General features: G+C 55.7%; 13 protein-coding genes. 5 read left to right on the top strand and 8 right to left on the bottom strand.

Going from position 1 to position 15,073, the window contains the following annotated elements; genetic code table 11:
* Positions 1 to 41: 41 nt before the first annotated feature.
* Positions 42 to 1,574 (top strand): FAD-dependent oxidoreductase, encoded by a 1,533-nt coding sequence (locus tag VGN12_22160; GenBank protein HEY4312169.1) that lies wholly within the window; start codon positions 42 to 44, stop codon positions 1,572 to 1,574.
* Positions 1,575 to 1,629: 55 nt separating this feature from the next.
* Here VGN12_22160 and VGN12_22155 read toward each other — a convergent pair whose 3' ends face one another.
* Positions 1,630 to 3,021 (bottom strand): GNAT family N-acetyltransferase, encoded by a 1,392-nt coding sequence (locus VGN12_22155; protein ID HEY4312168.1) that lies wholly within the window; start codon positions 3,019 to 3,021, stop codon positions 1,630 to 1,632.
* A 69-nt stretch (positions 3,022 to 3,090) separates the two neighbouring features.
* Between VGN12_22155 and VGN12_22150 the strand changes: the two genes are divergently transcribed.
* A complete protein-coding gene (locus tag VGN12_22150) occupies positions 3,091 to 3,495 on the top strand; it encodes a DUF2171 domain-containing protein (GenBank protein HEY4312167.1) in 405 nt (134 codons plus the stop codon).
* 160 nt (positions 3,496 to 3,655) lie between these two features.
* Here VGN12_22150 and VGN12_22145 read toward each other — a convergent pair whose 3' ends face one another.
* Together VGN12_22145 and VGN12_22140 are read right to left on the bottom strand one after the other, a co-directional pair.
* Complete coding sequence (locus tag VGN12_22145) at positions 3,656 to 4,933, bottom strand: M28 family peptidase (protein HEY4312166.1); 1,278 nt, start codon at positions 4,931 to 4,933, stop codon at positions 3,656 to 3,658.
* A gap of 48 nt (positions 4,934 to 4,981) precedes the next feature.
* The gene (locus VGN12_22140; GenBank protein ID HEY4312165.1) at positions 4,982 to 6,268 is read right to left on the bottom strand and encodes a CHAD domain-containing protein; all 1,287 of its coding nucleotides are present in this window, start codon (positions 6,266 to 6,268) and stop codon (positions 4,982 to 4,984) included.
* Between the two features lie 152 nt (positions 6,269 to 6,420).
* On the opposite strand from VGN12_22140, the gene VGN12_22135 reads away from it, so the two are divergent.
* Genes VGN12_22135 through VGN12_22125 form a run of 3 tightly spaced genes read left to right on the top strand, consistent with a single transcriptional unit; the run spans position 6,421 to position 9,350 of the window.
* Positions 6,421 to 7,779, top strand: coding sequence for a DUF2252 domain-containing protein (locus VGN12_22135; GenBank protein ID HEY4312164.1), 1,359 nt, complete (start codon positions 6,421 to 6,423; stop codon positions 7,777 to 7,779).
* A 14-nt stretch (positions 7,780 to 7,793) separates the two neighbouring features.
* Positions 7,794 to 8,174: a rhodanese-like domain-containing protein gene (locus VGN12_22130; GenBank protein ID HEY4312163.1), complete on the top strand. Its 381-nt coding sequence runs from the start codon at positions 7,794 to 7,796 to the stop codon at positions 8,172 to 8,174.
* Positions 8,175 to 8,213: 39 nt separating this feature from the next.
* Complete coding sequence (locus tag VGN12_22125) at positions 8,214 to 9,350, top strand: Gfo/Idh/MocA family oxidoreductase (GenBank protein HEY4312162.1); 1,137 nt, start codon at positions 8,214 to 8,216, stop codon at positions 9,348 to 9,350.
* A gap of 347 nt (positions 9,351 to 9,697) precedes the next feature.
* On the opposite strand, the gene VGN12_22120 is transcribed toward VGN12_22125, so the two are convergent.
* From VGN12_22120 to VGN12_22100, 5 genes are all read right to left on the bottom strand, one after another.
* Positions 9,698 to 10,222, bottom strand: coding sequence for a hypothetical protein (locus tag VGN12_22120; GenBank protein HEY4312161.1), 525 nt, complete (start codon positions 10,220 to 10,222; stop codon positions 9,698 to 9,700).
* 46 nt (positions 10,223 to 10,268) lie between these two features.
* Positions 10,269 to 10,673 carry a BON domain-containing protein gene (locus VGN12_22115; protein HEY4312160.1) on the bottom strand — a complete coding sequence of 135 codons (405 nt, stop codon included), beginning with the start codon at positions 10,671 to 10,673 and terminating at the stop codon, positions 10,269 to 10,271.
* Between the two features lie 587 nt (positions 10,674 to 11,260).
* Positions 11,261 to 12,871 (bottom strand): ATP-dependent DNA ligase, encoded by a 1,611-nt coding sequence (locus VGN12_22110; GenBank protein HEY4312159.1) that lies wholly within the window; start codon positions 12,869 to 12,871, stop codon positions 11,261 to 11,263.
* The gene (locus VGN12_22105; protein ID HEY4312158.1) at positions 12,868 to 13,905 is read right to left on the bottom strand and encodes a ligase-associated DNA damage response exonuclease; all 1,038 of its coding nucleotides are present in this window, start codon (positions 13,903 to 13,905) and stop codon (positions 12,868 to 12,870) included. The genes VGN12_22110 and VGN12_22105 overlap by 4 nt, the downstream gene beginning before the upstream one ends.
* 13 nt (positions 13,906 to 13,918) lie before the next feature.
* Positions 13,919 to 14,974: an ATP-dependent DNA ligase gene (locus VGN12_22100; protein HEY4312157.1), complete on the bottom strand. Its 1,056-nt coding sequence runs from the start codon at positions 14,972 to 14,974 to the stop codon at positions 13,919 to 13,921.
* Positions 14,975 to 15,073 lie beyond the last annotated feature (99 nt).

The following is a 15,073-nucleotide window of genomic DNA, read 5'->3' as shown; positions in this document are numbered from 1 at the left end:
ATCGCTAACCTCTGATTTCCTTTCTATCATCAGGAAGAGCAATGAGCATTTCGCCTTCTCCCGTTTGGCGAGCTCCAGATGGACCCACATTTCCTGCGTTGGCAAAGTCCCTGAGCGTGGACGTATGCGTGGTTGGTGGCGGAATTGCCGGGATCAGCGCCGCGTATTTCCTAAAGAGAGCCGGAAAAAAGGTTTGTTTACTAGAGCGCGACCACCTTGGCAGTGGGGATACGGGCAGGACGACGGCGCATTTGACGTGCGTAACTGATGTTCGCCTGACTGAGCTCGTCAAGGCGTTCGGACGAGAGTCCGCGACCCTGGTTTGGCGAGCGGGCACCACCGCTGTTAATGCCATTGAGCGCATCGTGGCAGAGCACGACATCGCTTGCGAGTTTCGGCGAGTTCCCGGTTTTCTACACGCCGCGCTGTACGGTCGTGACGACGAAACCGAATCCTTGCGTGAAGAGGCCGAGCTGGCGCGGCAGCTCGGATTTGATGCCGAGTTCGTTGCCGAAGCACCGATCGTCAACAAACCTGGCATGAGAATCAGCGATCAGGCGAAGTTCCGGCCGCTGGAATACGCTTCGACGTTGGCCCACTTCATTGACGGGGACGGCAGCTTCGTTCACGAGCACTCTGAGGTGTCCGAAGTCGAGGACAAGCCATTGGAGGTCGTTGCCAACGGGTGCAAAGTCTCGTGCCAGGACATTGTAATGGCGACGGAGATTCCCCTGATGGGGAAGACGGGCCTTCTGCGAGCATCCCTCTTGCAGACAAAACTGGCGGGTTACTCCTCCTATGTCGTAAGCGGGCTCCTTCCGTCTGGCACGTTACCTGAGATCAGCCTTTGGGATACGAGCGATCCGTACTATTACCTGCGCGTTGACAGGGAGCCGGATCGCGATCGCGTGATATTCGGCGGCAACGATCACAAGACTGGCCAAGTCAACGACACGGAAGATTGTTATTGCCGCCTGGAGAAAACCCTGTCCGAAATCCTGCCGAAGGTCGAGATCGACCATCGCTGGTCAGGTCAGGTGATTGAGACCAACGACGGCTTGCCACTAATCGGAGAAGAATCGCCGCATCAGTTCGTCGCGACCGGATTCAACGGCAATGGAATGACCTTCGCGACCGTCGCTGCAATGGTCATTCGCGATGCCATTCTTAAAAAAGATAATCCCTGGCAAGAGCTCTTTTCTGTGGATCGTAAGAAGATACGTGGCGGCACATGGGACTATATCAAGGAGAACATCGATTTCCCTTACTACTTCGTAGCCGACCGTCTGAAGGTCGCCAAGTCCCCGAATGCCGACGATGTGGAGATAGGGCAGGGAAAAGTCCTAAAGATTGATGGCGTCAACGTGGCCTGCGCGCGCGAGGCGACTGGTCGTTTGCACCGAGTGTCGGCCGTATGCACACATCTCGGGTGCCTTGTGAATTGGAACGACGCTGAACAAACGTGGGACTGCCCGTGCCATGGTTCACGGTTCAAGGCCTCTGGACAGGTTTTGGCCGGCCCCGCTGAATCCCCGCTTGAACCAGTTCCGTGGCCGAGGAAAACCACGGAATGAAATGTTCCTGTCGCGGCCGAACCGAACGCGCGCCAACTTTGGATTCAGTGGAGCGTCAAGTGGCAGAGTGGTAAATTCGGAATCGTTTGTAGGGCACGGCGCCAGCCTTCTGAATGGGCCGGTTGATCAGTGCATTGTCTTCCAAGGTCCACCCTAATTCGGCTCCGACATAGCCTAGCCGCTGCCCTATTTCGCGGGTTCGCAGGATTAACAGCTCGGTGACGCCTCGTCCGCGAAATTCGGGGAGCACCCCCAGGACCAAGACCCTCCCGGCACGAATGCGTCGCATGTTCCGCCACAGGCGGAACAGACCGAGCGGCAAACCAAATGTGGTCAGCCGCCCATTCAAAGGGCGTGTGGCCTGGTTGAAGTCAGGAATCGTAATGGCGAGTCCTGCTGGTCTTCCGGCGACCTCGGCCATAAGCATCAATTGTGGCTCTGCGAATTGCTTCAAATGTTTGGCAAGATCGCGAAACTCCGCCTCGGTCATCTTCACGAAGCCCCAATTGTTTTCCCACGCCTGATTGTAAAGCTCCATGCACCGCGCGACTTCAGCGTCAAAATCCTTAAAAGTGAGTTGACGAATTTCAATCTTTCCGCGACTAGAGGTTCGCGCCGCTCGACTAGCCCACCGCGACATCTTAGGGCATGAGCAGTCAAACCACCATCCATGGAGGTCTTTGACCTTGGTCAGCCCCCAACTCTCAAGCAGCTTTGCGTAGTAAGGCGGGTTGTGATTCATGAGTACTCGTTGCGGCGTATCGAAGCCCTCAATCAGGAGACCGCACGGGTAATTCGTCGAATAGTCGATCGGCCCCATCAGCTCAGTGCGCCCGCGGCGAGCAAGCCATTCCGCACTCGCATCCAGCAAGGCATCGCCAATAGTTTCGTCGTCGAGACTTTCAAACATGCCGAAACAGCCGACATTCGTTGCGTGCGCCTTGTTGTAATTTGGGTCGTCGCTAACTAGTACTCGGCCTACGACGGCCTGCTCCCGTCGCGCGATAAACTGCGTCGCGGCTCCATGAAGGTAGAACGGGTGGCGCCGACGGTCCAAAAATGCTTGCGCCTCCACCCACAACGGAGGCGCCCAATTCCGGTCTCCTTTATAGATCTGCCAGGGTAGGGAGATGAATTCGTTTAAATCTTGCCGGGTCTGCACCTCGGAAACAATTACCGGGATATCGGAGATGGTTCCAGGCGTAGGCGGCGGTCCCAATGGCTGCGCCAAATCGACTGCTAGCGGAGCGATTCTCGAATCGATACGGTTCATATTTCTTCCGAAATCTGCGTTATCCGTTACCGGATTTGAGAGGTGAACGACCGTCGCGGTTTCAAAAACATTTCGCACTTTCTGTGCCAAGACGCGATTGGCGGTAATGAGCTGGTGGATTCCATGATCCGGCGAGGTAAACCCAGCTATAAAGGCATGGCAATTGCTCTTCAAAACCGACGGGTTTTTTTAACCACCAAGGCAGCAAGATGTGCGCTGCCAATACTCTGAAGGAGCCCGATTATGGCGAGTTCGATGAAGAATACTGTGGCGAATGCGGGCCACGCGGTGGCCGACGCCGCGAAGAATGTGGGCGATAAGATTGCCCAAGGCGCCGAAGAGGCTGCTGAGTTTGTGAAAGATAAGACCGGAATGGGCGGCCCGGCCGAAGGGACGGACGTTGGCGTTGCCGGAATTAAGAAACATATGAAGGTCATCGCGTCGTGCGGCAAGACGGTCGGCACCGTAGACGGTGTGGAAAGTAATGCCATTAAGCTGACGAGGAAGGATAGCCCTGACGGGCAGCACCACTTCATTCCAGTCGGATGGGTCGAGCGCGTGGATAGCCACGTCCATCTATCGAAGAACTCCCGGGAAACAGAAGAGAACTGGAAAGCGGACGCCCTGTCGTGCGGTTGCGCTGAGTAATAGGTCCGCGACCAATTGGATTTTGAAACGAGGCCCGTTTCGTTTGGGGACGGGCCTCATCTTTTGGCCTACCGACGTCGGCGAGATGCGTGGCAATGGAATGGGCACGCCCTACGCTGGGCAGGCGTAGTCGTCGAATACGCTCGGCCATTCTACGGCTTTAACGCTGCGCAATCGTCTTGGATTGATTGGTGGCGAATCTCTGCAACAGTTCCCAGCCAAACGAAACTGCCCGCCACGCTTCGTCGAAATCGAGATGATCGGCGGTGTCGCCGGGCAGGTGATACCAGGGCATATAACCATGTGCACGAAAACTGACGATCGTCATGCCGGGTATGCCGCGAACGAGGAATGCTAACCCATCGGTCGGTCCCGGCATCGTATGGGGATCGATGTCTTCGAGCCCGATCGACCGCGCCGTCTCTTTGGCCATGTTGACCATTTCGTCAGGATACATGATCGGCCAACCGAACAAGGGAAGGTCAGCGTCAAAAAACCTCGGTGGACCAACTCCTAGGTTGTCGAAATTCAAGAAGATCGTAGGCAGTTCCTTTAGCTCCTGCCGGTGCCGGTCTGCCCAGGCGGTAGCCCCCAACAAACCCGATTCCTCACAACTCGGAATTAGGATGACGAGTTCCACTCCTTGGACGGGTTCTGTCTGCCAGGCTTCACCTAGCGCGAGCGCCGCGGCCGCCCCGGTCGCATTGTCTGCCGCCCCGGGCACAAAAGGTCCGATCGCCCAGTCAGCCAATAATACGATGGCAAATAAATAGAGGCCGAGCACCACGAGATTGCCGGTCGTGATAGCGGGATGGGGGCCATGGATCATCGCAAAAGCACTTAGCACGCTTTGTCCGACGATCACTACTCCCAAAAGGGTTAAAGGAGGCTTCAAGAATGCCGGCAACCACCAGAAAAGCGGTATCACGTATTTGCCGATGCGCCAGAGAATCCCCGTTCTTTGCGTGTCGTAGTGACCACTGACGATCAAGCGCAGCCTTGGCGCCACGGCGGGGATGGTGGCGGAGAGGTTAATCGACGGATAGCGCACGAGCGGCCGACTAAGCCAAATGCCTCGTGTCGAATTCTCGGCCCACAACGACAGTAGCACGATGATGTCGACGCCGATGGATAACACTGGCCATATCCAGAGGCCCATGGCGCCAACGGTTGCAATCAAGACATGAATGAGAACACGAGCACCGAACGACTTCGAGCCAGTAAACGTCTCGCGTTCCGGCTCAAACCCAACCGATTTGAACTCCTCAAATAGATAGTCGGCGGCGGCCCGTTCCCGGTTTGTCGTGGACCCTCGATGGCCAAAGGCAGCGAGGGCGCGAACTCGCCGCTCAAAAGCCGATCGCTGTTCGTGACGCATTGATAGCCTTTCGGCCGGGCTTCGAGCGGCGTATGCGGTAATGAAGATGAGTGGCAGCAATCCAAGAATCAATCAGGCAGATTGTACTGGAACCGTTTGCCCTGTGCTTTAACTGGAAGCGTGGCTAAGCGGTCTGCCCTTGCGCAGATGTTGATCAAATCGTTCCGACGACTGGTCAAAAAAGTATCGACCCAGCTTAAAGGCTTGTTCCTGAAGTTTGCCGCGCTTACTCATAGTCCCCGCGGCAAAGGTTAGCGCAAAGCCGGAGCGGTCGGCCTCGTCATCATTATCGGTGATTAGCTGCGATAGGTTTGCCAGATCGTGATCGTCTCCGAGGGCCGTCGCGAGCTCATGTAAAACTTTTTCCAACGGCGATATGCGGCGGGCATGCAATGCATGAATGAATTGCATCTGGTGCCAAAGGCATTTTACCTCCTTGCGCCACGAATGGAGATTCTCGATCGATGGATCAGCGATCGCCTTTTTCAGGCAGCTCTGGGACGTGTTATAAGTTGCCATGATTCCCGCTCGAATGAGCGACCAGCCCGATTCGAGTTTCCATTCGCCGATGGTTTTCTTCGACTCCTTCAAGTGTTGCTTAATGCGCTGAACTTTATGCTTTTTGCCAAGCAACTGCACCAACGCGGAGTTGTGACGCGTGGCCAATTGTTCGTGCAACTTGTGGAAATCTTTCCGCGTGATACGGACAACTCTGTCGTTTTTTAGTTTGTCCGCTGTTGTACGCAACACCTCGGCGTCGCGTAATTCCGCGAGCTGTTTGCCGGCTTTTTGGAAGCGGGTATCAATGTACCGAAACGTCTTTGTCCCGATATCGTGGCGAACGAGTCGAAGCAAGGCGCGCATCCGCTTTATTCGCTTGCGGAGTCGGTGGATTAGACCCTCGGCATTTAGGCCATCGAGCTCTCGCAAGGCGCGCTCGATATCGCTTCTGAGGGAGCGTTTTAAGCCTTTGGCGATTGGCTCTTCGGATCGCAGCGCGAACGTCATATCAGGTTCACTTTCCTGGCCTAAGCCGCCTTTTTCGAGTCTCTTTGGTTTGCGCTTTTTGCCCATTGCTGCATCGATCAACTGATGCGCGCGAATCACGTCGCGTCGACCCGGAATGGTAAATGTGCGGCCTTCCATCTCATTGAAAAAGACAAAGAAGTGCTCAATCTCAGTAAGTAGTTGCGGCAGGACATCCCCTAGTGAAAGGTAACGTGGCGGATTGTACCGCGTCTCAAATCCGCCCAATAATCGATCGTTGCGGACCCGTTTTTCCTTTTTCCATCCGCTATGTCTCAACCAATCGGGTAGGAAAAGGAGCGGAAAAAGGAGGGCCGGGGAAGGAAGCAGGTGGATACTCAGCGACCAGGTCGGCAGCCGAAGATTCATTCCGCCCAATGTGTGCCTTTGGCGCCCTCTTGGCGAAGGCTCAACTTTCTGGATAAAGCGAACATCAATCGCAATCCTTATGCCGCAATGGGTCGCGCGACCACCTTCGGGCGCGGCTTTTGCCTATTAGCCGCAAAAACAGGGGACGAGCCATGATTGGCACGACAAAGCAGCCGTCGGTTGAGGCGGGCCGAGAGAAGCGTCTCAATTTTGGCAAGCATTTGCGCGCGGCAGCGCCGCGCTCCGATCATGCCAAGTGGGATATCCGCGGGCCGATGGACCCTCTGCCGCTGGTTGGTGAGTGGTCGGCCGGTCGAATTGTCGGATTGGTGGTGATTCGTCACGGTCGGATGGCCGATTCCCCACTGTCCTTCTTTCGCGGTTCGGCAGTCGTCATGGCCCGCGATCTGGCAAAAACTTCCGTCTCAGGGCTTAGGGTTCAGGCCTGCAACGACGCGCACCTTCTGAACTTCGGACTCTTTGCGAGTCCTGAACGGAACTTGCTCTTCGATATCAACGACTTCGACGAGACGTTGGACGGTCCTTGGGAATGGGATTTGAAGCGTATGGCCGTAAGTTTCGTGCTTACGGGGCGGGAGCATGGCATTTGCGGAGCAGACTGCAAGGACACGATCAGTGCAGCGGCCCGGGCCTACCGCAAAAGCATGTTACGCTACTGCGGGATGTCACCCCTGGATATCTGGTATTCGCGGGTTAACGAAAAAGCGGTACGCAAAGTATTCGCCAGCGACATCCGCAAAGCTGTCGACGACCGCTTAGACAAAGCACATGCCAATGGTCCGACGCAAGCGCAGAGCTGGCTCGTTACCAACAATGGCGATCGTCCTAAACTCGCCGATGATCCGCCCCTGACGCGCCACGCTGGACACCTTCTATCCCGTCACAAGCTCGTCGAGCTACTCGGGCATTATCGCGAGTCATTGCCTGAAGATCATCGCCAGGTCTTTGACCGCTATGAGTTAGTGGACCACGTGTTCAAAGCCGTTGGCTTAGAAAGCATCGGAACACGCTGCTTCGTGGTGTACCTAAGTGGCCCGGAGGGCGCGCCACTCTTTTTGCAAATCAAGGAGGCCACGCCCTCGATCATTGACCGAATTGGAGGTTGTCGCTGGAAGGGCAATCAGGGAAGGCGAACCGTTCTCGGTCAGCGCTTGATCCAGGGAACCACAGACATTTTTTTGGGATGGTCTCATGACGAAGGAAGGGATTATTACCTTCGCCAGTTTCGGGACATGAAGGGAACGCTCGCGCCGGAGGCAACATCCAGCGAAGTTTTGTTGGATTATGCCAAGCTTTGCGGCAGGACTCTGGCGCGGGCCCATGCGCGGTCCGGAGATGCTTGTAGTATTGCCGGCTATCTTGGCGCCGACGATGCATTTGAGAGGGCTCTTTCGAAATTCGCCGGTGCCTATGCGAGCCAAGTCGAGCGGGACTTCGATGCTTTCCGCAAGGCTGCCATCGCAGGCAAATTTCCCACGTCTAAAGGATAACCACTCTCGTTGTCTTGAAAGGAGAAGAGATCATGCCGCAAGGTCCACGTTTTGAAAAACTGGCAAGTGACGCCAAGTCGCGGATTAAAGAAATCTCGCCCGCCGAGGCAGCGAATGAGCAAGCGAGTGGAGCTTTATTGATTGACGTGCGCGAAGCGGCGGATTTTGAGAAGGAGCATGCCGCCGGCGCCGTGCATTTGAGCAAGGGTGTCGTGGAGATGAAGATCGAGCAACAAGCACCCGATACGGCTACCGAGATTATCTGCTACTGCGGCGGCGGTAGTCGATCAGCGCTTGTAGCCGACAATCTGCAAAAGATGGGGTATGAGAATGTCCGCTCAATGATTGGAGGCTTCAAGGCTTGGAAAGAGGCTCGTTTGCCAATCGAGAAGTAACAACTGAGTAACCCATTGATGCTGAGAAAGAGTTCTGCCATGAATCTGATCACAAACTTGCTTCATCTTCACCGTAATGGCAACCCGGTCCGTTTCGCAGTCATCGGATTAGGAAACTTCGCTCAGACCGCCATTTTGCCCGCCTTTGCCAATACTGAGGGCAAAGCCCAACTCGTGGCTCTTGTGACCGGTGACGTCGAAAAGGCGGCCAAGCTCAGCCGCAAGTACAAGACACCGGCCTACAGCTACGACGATTACGAAGGGCTTCTTGCCAGTCGTAAGGTGGACGCGGTTTACGTTGCTACGCCTAATTCTGAGCACCGGACCTATGCCGAACCCGCAGCGCATGCCGGAGTGCACGTATTGTGTGAAAAGCCACTGGCTTATTCGGTGGAAGATGCCCGGGCAATCGTGAACACGTGTCAAAAGCACAAGGTGCGTTTGATGACCGCGTACCGGCTGCATTTTGAGGAAGGAAATCTCGCCGCAATTGAGGCGGCGCATTCCGGCAAGATTGGCGAAGCCAGGTTATTCACTTCGGCGCACACGATGCAGGTTGAACCGGACAACATTCGGGTCCACCTGTCGCTCGGTGGTGGTCCGTTGGAGGATATCGGCATCTACTGCCTGAATGCCGCGCGCTACATCTTTAAGGCTGAGCCGGAGGAGGTAACCGCCTTTGCCGTTCGAAGTAAAGATCGTCGATTCAAAGAAGTCCCCGAGGCGGTATCTGCGACACTTCGCTTCCCCAAGGACAGGCTAGCGACGTTCCTCTGTGGCTTCGGAGAAACGAAGGTCTCTGAGTACCAAATTATCGGCACTGAAGGCATATTGAAGATGGAGCCCGCGTTTACCTGGCATGGCGACATCGAACAGACGATCTCGCATAAGGAGAAATCCACAACCAAGACGTTTAAACACCGCGATCAGATTGCTGCGGAAATCATATATTTCTCTGATTGCATTCGGCAAAACAAGAACCCTGAACCATCTGGCCGCGAAGGATTACTCGATGTGCGGATTATCGACGCCTTACGCAAGTCTTACTTGGGACACCGGACGATCAAGTTACCGCCGCTCGCGAAGACAAAGCGGCCACATCGGAGCCAATCTATCAAGAGAAGTCCTCCCAGAAAGCCCGCGCCGCTGAAGGCTCCTGCTCCTTCTAAGGAATAGCTGCCGCGACAATGATGTGCTTGAATCGTCGTAGGGGAGTTCGCCAATCACTCGGGCCGCATTGCCCGCACCAGGACATTTGCTGGCAGATTGCGCACGACCACAAAGCCAGCGCCGACACGGAGTCGTCACCGATCATTACGTCGGGACAGACGATCACGCCACCGCCGAGCCAAAAGTTGTTGCCGATCGTAATCGGTTGAACACCTTCCACTTGGCCCGCCGCTGTTCTCCTTCCAGGATGGGTCGGACCTGCTATACACGTCACCCTCTTTAATCGCCGAATTAACAAAAGCGGCGGAACCGTCGTCCCGCCGCTGTTTAAGTTGAAAGGCAGATTTGCTCAATTATTTCTTTCCCACAGTTGCTTCGCCGGCGGAGGAAATATCTTCAGCCGCTGCTTCCTTGAAGATATCCTTTGCGCGGGATGTCTCGTCGGAGTTTTCCGAGTGCACCGAAATTAAAATATTTCCGCTCCGCACCTTTCCTTCGTACTGCTTGGCCTCAAACTCCGGAATTCCCATACCGATGAGTGCACCGGTCAGGCCGCCCAACGTGCCCCCCACAGCCGCGCCTGTCAGCGCCGCCAAAATAGGTCCGGCCGCAATGAGGGGCCCCAGGCCAGGAATCGCTAACGCCCCGATTCCCGCCAGCCAACCCAGGCCTCCGCCTACGGCGGCTCCCGTGCCGACGCCCGCAACGGCCCCTTCTGGCGCCTTCGTGTGATGCTCGTGCGCGAAATCCCTCGTCCCCGTTTTATCCGGCATCAACACCGAAATATCATCGTTGACGAAACCTACATGGCGAAGGCGGTCCACAATTCCCTCGGCTTGAATACGCGTCTTAACGATGCAGAAAACTGCTTTGGACATGGTTTTATCCTTTTGTAGGAAGTGATCGATCGTTTGTTTGCAGCCATCAGGGATTGACTTCAAGTTGGCTGTCAACCTTCTCTTTACCTGCGACCTCCCGGGCAATTGCTTCGATCTGGGCTTTCTCTTCAGGCGATTTGACCGGTCCGCGCAGTGTTACGTGACCCTCTTGAGAAATGATTTTGACGTTGTGCGCGTCGGTCGACATTTCGGTTCCGACAACGCGCTTGCGAATCGTCGCTGTGAGATTGATGTCGGATTGATTCTCATTTTGATCAATCGGAGTCTTGGCGGTCTCAGTGCGATCTCGAACATTGACAGCCGTATTCGTAGGCTCGACGGTGCGAGTTCCTCCTTGCCCAGCAGTGGCCGGAATGGACGGGGTCTTGGCCTCGTTACATCCGGCGAGGCCAATAAGGCACAGAATACCGAGGTAGAGAATGCTTTTCATGTTCGCTCTCCATGAAGGACGTAACGCGTAAGTTTTTCGACGAGATGCCGAAAACTTGGTCGTTTGGCTGTGAGGGCACTTGCTATGCCGTTACATGCGAAAGGTGGAGTTTTGACCGGAATTGGGCGGCGAGATGCTGCAATTTGCGCACAGACGGCAAAGTCGCAGACGCGAAGACTTGAATTGGTGGCCCGAACAAACGCACAATGTCCTATCAGAGCGCGAGAGAAATCATGAGCGCCGACTCAAGCAGATCTTGCCATGAAAGCTTGCGATTTCAGACTTCGTTCAGCCGTCGGAGGCTCATCCTCAAACGCGCGTTTCAACGAGACCGTCGCGCAAGCAGAATTAGGCAGCAACTCCTATACCGCGTCGGTCATTGCATGAGTGAGGCTCTTAAAGGTTAATGAGCCGACTAAGTGGCCGATCATTAGACCAACGCCCTGTCGTTTACGATTTGGTCCCCAGACTTGGCACGATCGCGTGCACGGTGGCAGTTACAAAGACAGCCGAAGAACCCTAATGACAGGCTGCAAATCATATGCGAACCATCGATTTATCGCGGTCAACTCAATGGACAATGTCGTCTAGAGTTTCGTCGGGACCTCACACGGAGCCTGCCGTAGCAAAAGTCGAATCGCATCCAACGAATCGGCTTCTTCTGGAGATTTGTCGTGCCGCCATCGCGAAATGCGGGGAAAACGGACGGCGATGCCGGACTTGTGCCGGTTCGATAGCTGAATGTTCTCGAAGGCGATTTCAAAGACCAGTGCTGGTCTGACGTGCCGCACTGGACCAAAACGTTCCGTAGTATTTTGCCGAACGAACTGGTCTACCTCGCGAATTTCGTCATCGGTTAATCCTGAATAAGCCTTCGCAAACGGCACCAGGTTTCCATCGTTCCAGACGCCAAACGTATAGTCAGTATAGAGGCCGGCGCGCCGGCCATGTCCCAGCTGAGCGTAGATCAGAACTGCGTCGATCGTATGTGGATCGATCTTCCATTTCCACCACAGTCCCGTCACTCGGCCGGCTCCATAAGGTGACTGCAGCGATTTGAGCATCAACCCTTCAACATTGAGCTGCCGACTTTGTTCGCGTCGAAGCGCCAATTCTTGCCAGCTTGCCGCAGATTCTAGAGGACTCAGCATGAGGTAACTGTTGGGATCGCGCACCACGGCTTCCAGCAGCTTTCTCCGCTCTGACAAAGGGCGGCCGCGCACATCTTGGTAGCCTTTCTCCAGAAGATCAAAGGCGATGAATCGAACGGGCACCGATTCCAGAATCTTTTTGCCCAGCGTCTTGCGACCGATGCGTTGCTGCAAAAAGGTAAACGGCATCACGTGACCATCTTTCCAGGCAACGATTTCTCCATCGAGAACGGTCCCGCCCGGCAGCTCGGCTGCCATTGGCCCCAGCTCTGGAAAACGATCTGTGACTAATTCCTCGCCGCGGGTCCAAAGTGACACCAACCTTTCGCGGCAGACCAACTGTGCGCGAATCCCATCCCATTTCCACTCTGCCTGCCAGTCCGCGGGATCACCGAGCGCTGCGGGCGATCCTTCGAGCGCATGTGCCAAGCAGAAGGGATAGGGCCTTGATAAGTCAGTATCCTCCGATTCTTTTGCAATCAGGCTGCGAAAGAATTCGGACGAGGGATGCCAGGATCCCATGAGTCGATGCGAGACAGTTGCCATCGGTACTCCGGCCGTTCCCGCCAACGCCCGAGCGACGAGAGTTTGCGAAACACCCACCCGAAAAGCGCCTGTCAGGAGTTTGTTCCAAACCAATCGTTGGAAGCGATCCATCTGATGCCAGGCATTGATCACGAGGCATCGCTGTGACGATGGGTCGAGCTGCGGCAAGCTGAGAAGCCGTTGTTCCACAAGTTCGTGCAGCGGCACATCGCTCGATGCGTTTGGCTCGGGAAGAAGCAAGGCAATTGTTTCCGCCAGATCACCGACCGCCTCGTGGCATTCGTCGAAAAGCCACATCGGTATCTTTGCTTCCTCAACGCACCATTGCCGAAGTTCCGTGTTGCGAAGCAGCCGCTTCGGTTTGCGTCCACTCAAGAAGTAGACGGCCCAGGCAGCGTCTGCAGGATCGGCTGCTTGGAAGTAATTAGACAGGCAGGCGATCTTATGATTCGTCTTGGTCGTTTCATCGAGGCAGCGGTAGAGCGCGGCGAATTGCTTCATGGCTCGCCTCCGCTTTGTGATTCGTCCTGTGGCTCGGCAACTTCGTCAGGTTCGCCACGTAACTCTGTATGCAGTGGATTAGCCTGCCAACCGTTCTCTCTGAGCCACCGGACCACTGGTTCGACAAAACCGTGCGTTACCAGCACGCGCTCGGCGCCGGAGGAACTAATGACATTGAGCAGTTCAGGCCAATCGGCATGGTCGGATAACGCGAAGCCGCGATCCACAGCCCGTCGTCGCCGCGCACCGCGAATCTGCATCCAGCCTGACACGAATGCCGTTGAGAGGTCGCCAAATCGTCTTAACCAAGCTGAACCTTGCGCGGAAGTTGGCGCAATGATGATAGCGCCGGCCCACGCGCGCCTATCGGCAGTTTTGCCAGTGTACGTTGTTTCGGGTAGAGAGACGCCAGCCTCGCGGTATCGCTCATTCATTCGCTCAACGGCGCCATGGCAGAAGATTGGTCCGATCGAAGGATTTAGTCCGCTAAGCAGCCGCTGAGCTTTTCCGAGGGAATAGGCAAAAATCATCGAAGCGATTCCCGCATTGGCGTTCGCCTGCCACCAGGCATTAATCCGCTCGAATGTTAGGGACTGCTGTTCCCAGCGATAGACGGGCAAGCCAAATGTTGACTCCGTAATAAGGGTGTGGCAGTGGAGCGGCTCGAAGGACAAGCATGTCGGGTCATCCGCAGTTTTGTAATCACCGGTTACAACCCAAACTTCGCCTCTGCGCTCGATGCGAATTTGTGCTGAGCCCAAGATATGCCCGGCCGGGTGTAAGGAAACTGTAACGTCACCCAGTGACAGGGGCTCGCTGTACGCGAGCGATTGGATTTGCGCGTCCGCACCGAGCCGCGCCTGCAAAATGCTCATTCCGTCCACGGTCGCCAGGTAATGTTCAGATCCCGGAGTTGCATGGTCACCATGGGCGTGCGTGATTACCGCTGAGCGAACTGGGCACCAGGGATCCACATAGAAATCGCCAGCCGGGCAAAATAATCCGGAGGCAGTCGATACGAGCAGGTCGTCCACATCTGCCTCCGATTTAGCCTAGCAGCTTGAGAGTACTGCCCCTCGGCCGAATGACTTGGTCGAGTTTGCACAAGCGCGCCGCTTTATCGGGACGCCACCTGAGCATCTTGGCGCCATGTCGAAACCGTCCCCCGGTGAAATGATCGTAAACAACTTCAACGACTAACTTGGGACGAAGCGGCTGCCACTCATTGGAGCGTTTCGTGCTCCACCGACTTGGCCCACCCGGCGCGCGGCCCGTAAACCCCGGCGGTGCGATCAATGGCTCGACGAGCTGAGTGATCTTCTTGCGGTCTGCGGCTTTGAAGCTCGACGTGAAGCCCACGTGGTCTAGTAGTCCCTCAGTATCGTAGAGACCCAAGAGCAGCGAGCCCACCACACGTTTCCCCTCGGCGTACCGAAACCCTCCTACCACGCAATCGACGGTGCGATGCTGTTTGATCTTTTGCATTCCGTCTCGCAGGCCGGAGCGGTACGGCAGATCGAGTCGCTTGGCGACAATCCCATCCAGATTCCCGCCGGCTGCTTTGAACCACTTGTTCGCAACACGCATTTCCGCAGTCGCGGGCGACAAGCGTAGATCATGGTGGCCACGCAGGAATTTCGCGGCGAACTGTTCCAGCTGTGGTCGGCGTTTCCGCAATGGCCGATCGAGCAGGCTGGCGCCGCGCTCGTTGGCCAGCAGGTCGAATACGACGAACGTGGCGGGATGTTCCGCTGCCAACTTGCGCACGCGGCTCTCTGCCGGGTGAATTCGCATCAGCAAATCGTCAAAGGACAGCCGTCCGCGAATCGCAATCACGATTTCTCCGTCTAGGACAAACTGCTTCGCTGCTAACCGTTGAAGAGATGCAACGAGATCAGGAAAATAGCGGGCTAAGGGCTGACCAGATTTCGATTGCAAGAGAACCTTGTTGCCATCACGGAACGCCAGACAGCGAAAGCCGTCCCACTTGGGCTCGTATTGCCATTCTTTACCGGTGGGTACTTCGTCCACAGCTAAAGCTTCCATCGGGCGCAACTTAGATTTAGAGCCTATCCGAGTACCGAACCGTTTGGCTGCAAGCATCCGTAGTGCAGGTTGAGGAGACCATTCTCGATTTGCACGGAGGTGCCTGTGGGCGATCAATCGACGTCAAAGTTTCACCACATCCCCGACGCGCTGTGG

This window comes from Pirellulales bacterium, from assembly GCA_036499395.1.
In the GTDB taxonomy this organism is placed as follows: domain Bacteria; phylum Planctomycetota; class Planctomycetia; order Pirellulales; family JACPPG01; genus JACPPG01.
Note: the sequence above shows the minus strand (reverse complement) of the source record. Positions and strands in the feature narration are given on the sequence as shown.

Bases quoted from the DNA above. Each gene is read 5' to 3' on its own strand.
- VGN12_22160 (HEY4312169.1), top strand. From the start codon at position 42: ATGAGCATTTCGCCTTCTCCCGTTTGGCGAGCTCCAGATGGACCCACA.
- VGN12_22150 (HEY4312167.1), top strand. From the start codon at position 3,091: ATGGCGAGTTCGATGAAGAATACTGTGGCGAATGCGGGCCACGCGGTG.
- VGN12_22140 (HEY4312165.1), bottom strand. From the start codon at position 6,268: ATGAATCTTCGGCTGCCGACCTGGTCGCTGAGTATCCACCTGCTTCCT.
- VGN12_22135 (HEY4312164.1), top strand. From the start codon at position 6,421: ATGATTGGCACGACAAAGCAGCCGTCGGTTGAGGCGGGCCGAGAGAAG.
- VGN12_22125 (HEY4312162.1), top strand. From the start codon at position 8,214: ATGAATCTGATCACAAACTTGCTTCATCTTCACCGTAATGGCAACCCG.
- VGN12_22120 (HEY4312161.1), bottom strand. From the start codon at position 10,222: ATGTCCAAAGCAGTTTTCTGCATCGTTAAGACGCGTATTCAAGCCGAG.
- VGN12_22115 (HEY4312160.1), bottom strand. From the start codon at position 10,673: ATGAAAAGCATTCTCTACCTCGGTATTCTGTGCCTTATTGGCCTCGCC.
- VGN12_22110 (HEY4312159.1), bottom strand. From the start codon at position 12,871: ATGAAGCAATTCGCCGCGCTCTACCGCTGCCTCGATGAAACGACCAAG.
- VGN12_22100 (HEY4312157.1), bottom strand. From the start codon at position 14,974: ATGCTTGCAGCCAAACGGTTCGGTACTCGGATAGGCTCTAAATCTAAG.